Source organism: Pseudomonas sp. TYF_14 (assembly GCF_043105275.1).
GTDB lineage: Bacteria > Pseudomonadota > Gammaproteobacteria > Pseudomonadales > Pseudomonadaceae > Aquipseudomonas > Aquipseudomonas alloputida.
The window spans coordinates 42,502-52,232 of the sequence record NZ_JBICLK010000095.1 but is presented as its reverse complement, the minus strand read 5'-3'; the positions used below and the strand labels follow the sequence as shown (position 1 = coordinate 52,232).

Annotated in this window: 11 protein-coding genes and 1 tRNA gene; 5 read left to right on the top strand and 7 right to left on the bottom strand. The window is 57.7% G+C overall.

Annotated elements, in window-relative coordinates; all coding sequences use genetic code 11:
* Positions 1 to 162, top strand: a 162-nt coding sequence (locus ACF8O8_RS26905) for a DUF6434 domain-containing protein (RefSeq protein ID WP_392510849.1), incomplete at its 5' end; no start/stop codon positions are given.
* Between the two features lie 276 nt (positions 163 to 438).
* A complete protein-coding gene (locus ACF8O8_RS26900; RefSeq protein ID WP_020191348.1) occupies positions 439 to 675 on the top strand; it encodes a hypothetical protein in 237 nt (78 codons plus the stop codon).
* Positions 676 to 706: 31 nt separating this feature from the next.
* On the opposite strand, the gene ACF8O8_RS26895 is transcribed toward ACF8O8_RS26900, so the two are convergent.
* On the bottom strand, positions 707 to 1,078 hold the full coding sequence (locus ACF8O8_RS26895) for a MerR family transcriptional regulator (protein WP_020191349.1): 372 nt from the start codon (positions 1,076 to 1,078) through the stop codon (positions 707 to 709).
* Between the two features lie 72 nt (positions 1,079 to 1,150).
* Between ACF8O8_RS26895 and ACF8O8_RS26890 the strand changes: the two genes are divergently transcribed.
* Positions 1,151 to 2,248: an SDR family oxidoreductase gene (locus tag ACF8O8_RS26890; protein WP_010954669.1), complete on the top strand. Its 1,098-nt coding sequence runs from the start codon at positions 1,151 to 1,153 to the stop codon at positions 2,246 to 2,248.
* 125 nt (positions 2,249 to 2,373) lie between these two features.
* On the opposite strand, the gene ACF8O8_RS26885 is transcribed toward ACF8O8_RS26890, so the two are convergent.
* The 4 genes from ACF8O8_RS26885 to ACF8O8_RS26870 form a co-directional block, all read right to left on the bottom strand.
* On the bottom strand, positions 2,374 to 2,673 hold the full coding sequence (locus tag ACF8O8_RS26885; protein ID WP_010954670.1) for a hypothetical protein: 300 nt from the start codon (positions 2,671 to 2,673) through the stop codon (positions 2,374 to 2,376).
* A gap of 179 nt (positions 2,674 to 2,852) precedes the next feature.
* Positions 2,853 to 3,974, bottom strand: coding sequence for a P1 family peptidase (locus ACF8O8_RS26880; RefSeq protein ID WP_049587969.1), 1,122 nt, complete (start codon positions 3,972 to 3,974; stop codon positions 2,853 to 2,855).
* Between the two features lie 85 nt (positions 3,975 to 4,059).
* Entirely contained in the window at positions 4,060 to 5,169 is a 1,110-nt protein-coding gene (locus ACF8O8_RS26875) for a polyamine ABC transporter substrate-binding protein (protein WP_010954672.1), read from the bottom strand.
* Positions 5,170 to 5,309: 140 nt separating this feature from the next.
* Positions 5,310 to 6,125 carry a carbon-nitrogen hydrolase family protein gene (locus ACF8O8_RS26870; protein WP_010954673.1) on the bottom strand — a complete coding sequence of 272 codons (816 nt, stop codon included), beginning with the start codon at positions 6,123 to 6,125 and terminating at the stop codon, positions 5,310 to 5,312.
* Positions 6,126 to 6,245: 120 nt separating this feature from the next.
* Here ACF8O8_RS26870 and ACF8O8_RS26865 point away from each other — a divergent pair, with 120 nt between their 5' ends.
* Positions 6,246 to 7,043, top strand: a complete 798-nt coding sequence (locus tag ACF8O8_RS26865; protein WP_010954674.1) for a helix-turn-helix transcriptional regulator — start codon at positions 6,246 to 6,248, stop codon at positions 7,041 to 7,043.
* Positions 7,044 to 7,565: 522 nt separating this feature from the next.
* On the opposite strand, the gene ACF8O8_RS26860 is transcribed toward ACF8O8_RS26865, so the two are convergent.
* Positions 7,566 to 7,639, bottom strand: a tRNA-Cys gene (locus ACF8O8_RS26860).
* A gap of 154 nt (positions 7,640 to 7,793) precedes the next feature.
* Entirely contained in the window at positions 7,794 to 8,813 is a 1,020-nt protein-coding gene (sohB, locus tag ACF8O8_RS26855; protein WP_392510845.1) for a protease SohB, read from the bottom strand.
* A gap of 197 nt (positions 8,814 to 9,010) precedes the next feature.
* On the opposite strand from sohB, the gene ACF8O8_RS26850 reads away from it, so the two are divergent.
* The gene (locus ACF8O8_RS26850) at positions 9,011 to 9,721 is read left to right on the top strand and encodes a histidine phosphatase family protein (RefSeq protein ID WP_010954748.1); all 711 of its coding nucleotides are present in this window, start codon (positions 9,011 to 9,013) and stop codon (positions 9,719 to 9,721) included.
* Positions 9,722 to 9,731: the final 10 nt, after the last annotated feature.

The window sequence follows — 9,731 nt, the reverse complement described above, 5'->3', positions numbered from 1 at the left end:
CTGGACAAGCATTACCGCAACACGCAGAAGGTTCGTCAGTTTCTGCTCAGTGAGTGCGGGGCGGCATTCAAGTTCGACCGAGGATTCATGCTTTGGATCAAGAGTGGCACCCCATCAACCATGGGTGACGTCGCGGACGAATGGCTACGGAGGTATGGTTGACGCTCTGTCTCTGACGGCTGCAGGCAGGTCTTGGCTGCAGCCGTTGCTTTCAGCATCTTGTCCAACGATTCAACCATGCTGGAATAATCCATTTCCTGACTCCCTCGATGGTGGAATTGGCTTGAGTTCAATCCTAGGCTGCGAACATTTCAATATTTGATGAGGAAACCTGGAAATATCACTCATCCTTCATGCTGAAGACCGACGCCCGCTAGGTGTGGTTCAAGAAAAGTGCTCAACCTGCAAGGGCGAGCCTGTGCATATGAGGAGATCGGTATGTCCATTCGAAGCTTGGCGAAGCACCTGCCGCCGGACCCTTCGCGGGAAGGCTGGGTCATCGGATGGGGGGTCCTGAGAGACCGACACCCGTGGCATTTTGTCGACGTTTATGCCGACCAGAAAACGGCCATGGCAGAGGCGCAGCGCAGAGGAGACGGCTACGTGGTGGAATTCGGCTCGCACCGCTTGGGGACGCATGAATTTATCTGCGGTGTAACCTTACCTGAAGGCTGACGCTCGATCGAAAAGGGTCATGGACAGAACTTCAGGGAATTATCTGCCCATTGGCAATAGCACTGGCTTCGAGCTTGGCACGCTCCGCGTCCAGAAAAACATAAGCGGCTTGTAGCGTTTTGATCTTCGTTTGAATCTCGGCCATCTTGGCGGCGACCAAGACGGCGCCTTGCGCGCAATCGATCGTGTTCCCCCGCCTGGCCACTAGAATGTCCCCAATCTCAGCAAGTGAAAAGCCTCCGCCCTGGGCACTCTGTATGAAAGCCAAGTCAGCAACGGTCTGTTCACTGTAACTGCGATAGTTGTTGGCTTGTCGGTGTGGCTCGATAAGCCCGAGCTGTTCGTAATAGCGCAATGTATGGCGGCTGAGCCCACTCCGGCGCTCCAACTCTCCAATATTCACGTTAAAAATCCTTGACTGTAGAGCAGGCTCTACACCTTAGCCTGCGCCCATCATTCAAACAAGGATTCAAACATGAGTGTGGAGTGCTTTGTCACCGGCGGCAGCGGCTTTGTGGGGCAACATTTGCTGGCCGGTCTTACTGCGCAAGGGCACAAGACCTGGGTGCTGATGCGCAGCCCCGGTAACATCGAACGCCTCAAGGAGCAGGTAGGCCAACTGGGGGGTAACCCTGAGTATATCCATGCCGTTGAAGGCGATATCAGCCAGGAGGGGCTTGGCCTCAGCGAAGCAGACAAAGAACGCGTCACTTCGGCCGCTGTATTTTTCCATCTCGCGGCGCAATTTTCCTGGGGGCTGACACCGGAGCGCGCCCGCACAGTCAATGTCCAAGGTGCTCTGAGCGTGGCCAGGCTTGCGGCCAGCCAGCGCATCCGATTGCTCATGGTAGGCGGCTTCATGCTGCAAAACCTCAACCACCTTGCCAGTATCGGGGTTGATACTCAGTGCCCTGAAAACACAAACTGGCCCGCAGTCTACGCCCGTGTAGGCGGCTACGAAGGCAGCAAACTCGAGTCCCATTTTGCAGTCATCCGCTATATGCAAGACGCGGATGCGGATTACACGATTGTTCACCCTGCTACGGTGTGCGGCCACAGCGAGAACGGGCATATCCTGGACGGACAACCGCTTGCCGAACTCATTCGCAATCTGGCACAAGGCCGGTTCAAAGCCATTCCCGGCTCCGCCAGTCACTGGTTGCCATTGGTCAGCGTCGATTATCTGGTGAAAATGATAACTTGCGTGGCGTTCGACCCCTCCATGGCCAACCGGCAAGTTCTGGCGCTATATGAGCGAACACCGAACTTGCAGGGAATGCTTGGGCAGATCGCAGACACGCTAAAGGTCAAGGCACCCCACCGCCATATACCCATAGGGTTGCTCAGGTCGATATTGACGATTCCGGGACTGGCGACCCGCTTGGCGATCAGCGCCGAGTCATTGAACTTTATTCAGACGCAGCGCTTCGACATGGGAAACAGCAGGCAATTGGAGCGCAAGTACCAGTTTACGCATCCCGACATGACACAAGCCCTGGAAAACACGGTGCGCTATGTCAACGGCTCCTTGATGAAAAAATCCAAAAGTGAGGGCGCTGGCCAGCGAGGATGACGGGCCAGGCTGATGATGCCCACTCTGTCGGATAGCTGGAAGTGTGGCGACGCAGGCATTTCACGCACTGCGTCTTCGCTGATGACAGTAAGTCGCCGCTCGACCTCCGGCGCTGCGCGCCTCCGCTATTTCGAGGCAGCCAGAAAGCCTGCCGCAGGCGCACCTTCAGCGGCGACACGTCGGGCCCGGCCAACGCCCCACGCCAGCGCCCTGGTCATCGACTCGCCAGGGCGAGAATCGAAGGCCTCCTCGAGGATAGCCATGCCACCAGGGGCGTACACCCCGATGAACATCTGCGTTTTGCCTGTCCGCGACAGCCGCGTCTGAACATCAATGTATGTCCCATCGTCGAGTGTCTCGTCGTGAGTTCGGTGATGAAGCGTCGGGTCAGCCCAGGCCCAGAAAACATCACCGCGTATTCTCATGAGACGCTCCTACGACTTTAGTTGTAGTCAGGTGGTTTATTGCCACCATAGCGAACGTGCAGTTTTACGCAAATTCGTCTGACTCATCTGTGAGCTGAATCGGACAATCGGCTATTCAGCAGCCCCGCCAAAGACTCAACGCTTGTCCTGAAGCTCGGGCGGCCAAGCGAAGAGATCAGTTAACCATTCGCCGCTCCCGGCCAGCCGGCCTGATGCAAGGCTTTGAGCAGCGTCTCACAATCCAGTCCCGGTACTGCATGGCCGTTGCCTTCGGCGGTGTCAGCGGCTAGTAAGGCGTTGATGATGGCTTCTTCCACCGCTTCGGTGGCGGCAAGAAACAACTCGCTGATATGGTCGTTGTTGACCATGCTAAGGTTGTCGGTGGTCGGCGCGCGCTTACTTTCGTAAGCTGCCGGCGGCACATGATTACCGGTGGAAAAGGCGATGAAAATGTCACCGCTGTGGTCTTCGTTACCACCACCGGTGCGGGCGAGACCGATGCTGGCGCGTTGTGCCAGGCGCGTACATTGGTGTGGCAGCAACGGCGCATCGGTGGCCAGGCAAACGACTATCGAGCCCATGCCCGGGTGCGGCAGCGAAGCCTTGAGGAACGGGGAGTCAGCCTGTTCCATGTAGCGTCCCACCGGATAGCCGTCGACGCGCAGTTCGTTACGGATGCCGTGGTTCGCCTGGACAATGGCGCCAACAGTCCAGCTGCCCTGAGTGCTACTCAGGCGCCGCGATGCGGTGCCGATACCGCCCTTGAATTCGTGGCAGATCATGCCGCTGCCACCACCGACCGCGCCCTCGATAACGGGCCCAATTACAGCATTACTCAGGGCTTCGGCCACATGCTCGTGCTTCACATGAAAACCGTTGATGTCGTTGAGCAGCCCGTCATAGGTCTCCAGCACCACCGGCATGTTCCAGTAGATACGGCCGTCATCCGGTTGTTGTTCACGGTCCAGCACAATCAGTGCATCGCGCACCACACCCAGGCTGTGGGTGTTGGTGAAGGCGATGGGACTGGTCAAAAGACCCGCTTCGCGAATCCACTCCAGACCGGTTGCGTCGCCGTTGCCATTCAACACATGGACGCCGGCAAAGCACGGTTGCTGGCTGGTGGAACCGACACGCGGCTCGATGATTGTTACCCCAGTCAGGATGTCGCGGCCGTTGGCGGTGCGTCCTCGCACATTGCTGTGACCGACCCGAACGCCCGGCACATCGGTGATGGCATTGAGGGGACCGGGTTGCAGTTGGCCGAACTGAATATTCAGGTCGCGGGCACGTGGCTTCATCGTGTCTTTCATGATCTCTCGCTCTTGTTTTGGTTTGTTTCATGACTGGGGTTTGGTCAATCATCAGCAGAACCGGGTCTGCCAATTAATTGCCGGTCTTGACCGTGTTCCACGCACGGGTCCGAATGCGCTCCAGCTTCAGCGGCAGTGGCTCCAGGGGGAAAAGCGTGGACAGCACATCCTTGGACGGATATACCCCAGGATTGTCGCGGATCTTCTTCTCTACAAGCGCAGTGGCATCCTTGTTCGCGTTCGGATAGCTCAGGTAGTTGGATGACTCAGCAATGACTTCGGGGCGCAACATGTAGTTGATGAAGGCCAACCCTTGCTCCGGGTTCGGCGCATCGTTGAGCTGCACCATACTTTCCACCCACACCGGGGCACCTTCGCGTGGAATGCTGTAGACAAGGTTTCGATGGTTGCCAGCCAGCTCGGAGGCTTTCTGCGCGTCGGAGACACCGCCCGCCCAGCCCAGCACGACGCAGACGTTGCCATTGGCGAGATCAGAGATGAACCTGGAAGAATCGAAGTAGGCAATATGGGGGCGTAGCTTCAGCAGCAGTTCCTGAGCTTTTTTGTAATCGTCCGGGTTATGGCTGTTGTATGGCAGTCCAAGGTAGTGCAGTGCGATGGGAATAACCTCGCCAGGCGCGTCCAGCATGGCCACACCGCATTGACGGAGTTTGGCTAGATTTTCTTCCTTGAAAATCAAGTCCCAGGAATTGACTGGCGCATCGGGGCCGAGTAATGACTTAACCTTGTCCGCGTCATAGCCGATGCCAGTGGTCCCCCACAAATAAGGGGCCGCGTAGCTGTTTCCGGGATCATTGCTCTGCAACTTGGCGAGGACGTCGGGATCGAGATGGGACCAGTTGGGTAACTTGGAGCGATCCAGTCGTTTCAGCACACCGGCTTTGATCAGGTTCGGTAGCAGGTCGGCACTGGCAACCACAACGTCATAACCACTGCGGCCAGCCATCAGTTTGCTTTGCATGACCTCACTGTTGTCGAACACGTCGTACACCACGCTGACGCCTGCTTCTTTCTGGAAGTCTTTCACGGTGTTCGGGGCAATGTAGTCATACCAGTTGTAGATATGGACACTTGGCTTTTGAGCGTCACCGGCCTCGGCGCAAACCACGCCAAAACTGAACAGAGAGACCAGCGCGAATTGCATGTAACGAATCCGTTTCATGGGGATGCTCCGGAGCGTTAGCGCTGAGTCCAGAGACACGAGCACTGCTCCTACTAGTTTGTGAATTACTGTTGTGGCAGGGTCGAAACAGCCGTTAAGACGGAACAATCGTTGTGTTGCTGTTGCGCCCCACAACTGATTCAGGGGATCAGGAGCTCACGTCGACCATCATCGTGCTCACTCTGATCGCCGGTCAGGAACAGGCGGCGGTCACCGAGGTAGTCATATTCGTGGCGGGCGGTGCGCAGCAGGTCGAGATCTAATTCCACCACCTGCCGACACTCTGCGCGGCCCGCTTCGAATAGCGTGCGCCCGAAGGGATCGACAGCGGCGCTGCCGCCGGCAAAAACGAGCCCTTCGTCGCCGTCGCCCACCCGATTGACCATCACCGCGAATGCCTGGTTTTCCTGAGCGCGAGCCATTATTGCAGTGCGGTGGACAGGGCCGTAAGGATCCATGTTACCGTTAGTGACCAATATGAGCTCGGCGCCGAGTTGGCCGAGCGCCCGAGCACTTTCCGGAAACTCAATGTCGTAGCAAATCAGGATACCGACACGGATGCCCTTCCACAGTGCGGTGACATAGCGGTCTCCTTGTTGGAACAATCCGCGCTCCGACGGCCAAAGGTGAGTCTTGCGATAACTCAATGCGATCCCTTGCGGGGTGACCAGCAAGGAGGTGTTGTAAACGGTGCCGGAGTCGTTCTCAGCCAGACCAATCACCGCTGAGACGTTTCGTTCGTGTACGGCGCGTTGCACGGCCTGCACACTCGGCCCGTTAACGGGCTCGGCGATTTCGGCGAGCTGTTGGGCGCTGGCAAATCCCATCAGCTGGGTCTCTGGGAAAATCAGCAGATCGGTATCCACGGCGCAGGTAGCGATGGCCTGCAATGTACGTTCCAGGTTATAAGCGGTATCGCCATCGCGACCGGAGAGTTGTACAAGTTCAATCTTCATCGGTGATCCTTTCACGTGTATGTTGGCTCAATCGCCAAACTGAACAGCACCCGCCAGGGCTGAAACGAAGTATGGAGAGCCGTAAAACGGAAAGTAATTACTTCGATGGGGTAACCCCGTATGGGTAGAAACGGGAGCATTACACTGCAGGACATGGCTTGGCACCAGGCCATCGGCAGACTAATCGAGGCACTTGACCGCCCTAATTTCTGGCTGGCCTTGGTGCGTCAACTGGATAGATACATTCCGGTGGACAGTTGGGTCGTGCTGATATTCAGCAGTGGTCGCCCGCAGGTGCTCGCTGAATGCCCAGGCAAGGATGGCGGGCCAGATCCGCTCTTTCAGGACTACCTCAAAGGCCTGTATTTGCTCGACCCTTTTTATCTCGCCAACCGGGAAGCACCGCAGAGCGGTTTGTTTTGGCTAGCCGACGTGGCGCCGGAGTGCTTCGAGCAAACCGACTATTACCAACGCTACTTCCGCCTCAATGTCGTTGCCGACGAAGCACATATCAACGTCCAGCTCGACACGGAGCGCACCCTCAGCCTCTCGCTGGGAAGTGAGTGTCTCTTCAATGCAGAGCAGACCGCCCTACTCACTCTCATCCAGTCCTGGGTTGCCGCCCTGATGCGTCAGCGCATGGCATTCGAGCGGGAAGCGCTGGAGCAGAACACGTCGCCGGCACCCAGCTGGCAGAGCTGGCTGGACTCTACTGACCAGCAGTTGGATACGCCGCTTTCCGCCCGTGAACTGGAAGTTGGCCGGCTTATGCTTAGCGGCTGCTCGAACAAGGAGATCGCGCGCAAGCTGGCGATTTCCGCAGAGACTGTGAAGGTCCATCGCAAGCACATGTACAGCAAACTCGGCATTAAATCTCAGTCCGAGCTGTTCTCATTATTTTTGAACGCACAGAACTGAACTCGTTTTCTCATGATGGCTTCAAGTTCTAAGACAATCGGTCTCGTTGCGGGCAGTATTCCGCCGAGCCGGCGGCGCAACTCAATGTTGGCCAGGCGCCGGGACTGGTAAGGGCCGCTGACGTAGGAGAACGACAGGGCTTCTGCCGCCTCACCACGCTCAGCAACCACCCAATCTCTGATCGAAACCTCGGGGTAAGACCGGCAGCGACTGAGGATCGTCCTGGAAACGAACGGAGTGAGCAACAACCTAAGCCTGCTGCTCGATAAGGTTACGCGACACACCAGCCAGCACCTTTCGCTGTGCTTCATCCAGCTCCGCGATATCCAACCGAAGGCCGCATAAGAGATCTACGACCTTAGCGAGGCAAGCGTACTGCCGGGCCACTCGAAAGAGGGAGATCGCAAAGCCCTCGAAAGGCTGAAGTTTCAGAACTCCACCCCGAAAGTTTCGGAACTCTTGCCTTTTTTCGACCCATAAAGAAAAACCCCGCAGACGTTAATCTGCGGGGCTTTCGAATGGTGGAGGCCGAGGTCGGAATCGAACCGGCGTAGACGGATTTGCAATCCGGAGCATAACCACTTTGCTACTCGGCCTCAAAGGTCGGATCTAGCTGCTTGCGCTTTGCTATCTCCTTGAAACGCTGAACCTTTTTCAAAGTTTGCTGCGTTTCGATGGGCGCCATTATGTCTTCATTCTTTTAACCTTGCAACCCCCTGAACGAAAAAAAATTTCAACGGGTTCAAGGTGTTAGCGCAGGCGGCTGAGTTTACTCCACAAGCCTACCACCGCGTTCTCCACGGTACCGCTGGCGGCCATGCCAATGCGCTCCTGCAGGCTCTTGCGTTCGGCATAGTGCAGGTGGAACAGGTTGGCGTTGCGTGCGCGCTCGCTCAGGTACTCATCACTGGTCTGCAACTGGTCAACCAGCTTGCGATTCAAGGCGGCTACGCCCAGCCAGACTTCGCCAGTGGCCACTTCATCGATGTGCAACTGCGGACGATAGCGTGCGACGAAATCCTTGAACAACTGGTGAGTGATGTCCAGGTCTTCCTGGAACTTCTCCCGGCCCTTCTCGGTGTTTTCGCCAAAGACGGTCAGGGTGCGCTTGTATTCGCCAGCAGTCAGCACTTCGAAGTCGATGTCGTGCTTTTTCAGCAGGCGGTTGACGTTGGGCAACTGCGCCACCACGCCAATAGACCCCAGTACGGCGAATGGGGCACTGACGATCTTCTCGCCGATGCAGGCCATCATGTACCCACCGCTGGCAGCCACCTTGTCGATGCACACGGTCAACGGGATGCCCGCCTGGCGGATACGCGCCAGTTGCGACGCAGCCAAGCCGTAACTGTGCACCAGGCCACCGCCGCTTTCCAGGCGCAGTACCACTTCGTCACGCGCGGTAGCGAGCGTCAGCAGTGCGGTGATTTCGTTGCGCAGGCTTTCGGTGGCCGAGGCTTTGATGTCGCCATCAAAGTCCAGTACGAATACCCGGCTCTTGTCCTCGGCCTTGCCCTTCTTCTGCTGTTTTTCCGCCTTGGCCTGCTGCTTGCGCAGGGCCTTGAGCTGGGCCTTGTCGAGCAGGCCGGACTCCAGGCGCTCACGCAGGTCCTTGTAAAAATCGTTCAGTCGGGTGACCTGTAATTGCCCGCCCGATTTGCGCCGACCTTTGCCACGCAGACCAGCGATGGCCGACAGCACCACCAGGATGGCGATGACCAGGGTGGCGGTTTTGGCGAGAAAGCTTGCGTATTCGGCAAGAAACTCCACGTTGACTCCTTAAATGCCTGCGCCACTACGGCGCGTCACTGTTGCAAGCATACCGTTGCGTCTGTGGTGCTGCCAGCCGGTGTAAACGCTGGCAACATCTTTCAAACAACCTTTTCAAACGCTTGTATGTTTTTTCGTTGACAGCCCGTGAGCCGCATCCTAACCTCGCAGCAACCTCCAACAGGCCGGAACCTTTCGTGGGCAATCTCTACCTGATTCGACATGGCCAAGCCTCCTTCGGTGCCGATGACTACGACGTCCTCTCGCCCGTGGGCGTGCGCCAGAGCCAGGCCCTGGGTGAACACCTGGCCCAGTTGGGCGTGCGGCTGGACCGCTGCGTGGCTGGCGACCTGCGCCGCCAGCAGGATACCGCACGGCTGGCGCTGCAGGCGCTGCACGCCAACGGCTGCCCGGTGCCGGCGGTTGAGACCGACGCCGCATTCAATGAGTTCGATGCCGACGGGGTGATCCGCGCCCTGTTGCCCGACCTGCTGCCGGAAGAGCCCGATGCCCTGCATGTGCTGCGCAATGCTGCGCAGCATCGCAGCGAGTTTCAGCGCCTGTTCGCGTTGATGGTGCAGCGCTGGCACGATGGCGAGCATGCCGATAATGGCCTGGAAACCTGGCATTCGTTTACGTCACGCGTACAAGGGGGCTTGCAACGCGTGCTGGACAGCGCCGGCAGCGGCGATCATGTTGCTATCTTCACCTCGGGTGGCACCATTGCCGCCCTGCTCCACCTGGTTACCGGTATTACCCCCAGCCAGGCGTTCGCGCTGAACTGGCAGATCATCAACACGTCGCTCAGCCAGCTGAAGTTTCGCGGCCGCGACGTGGCACTGGCCTCCTTCAACAGCCAGGCCCATGTGCAGCTGTTGAGGGCGCCGGAGCTTGTCACCTACCGATAAGCCCGGCTTG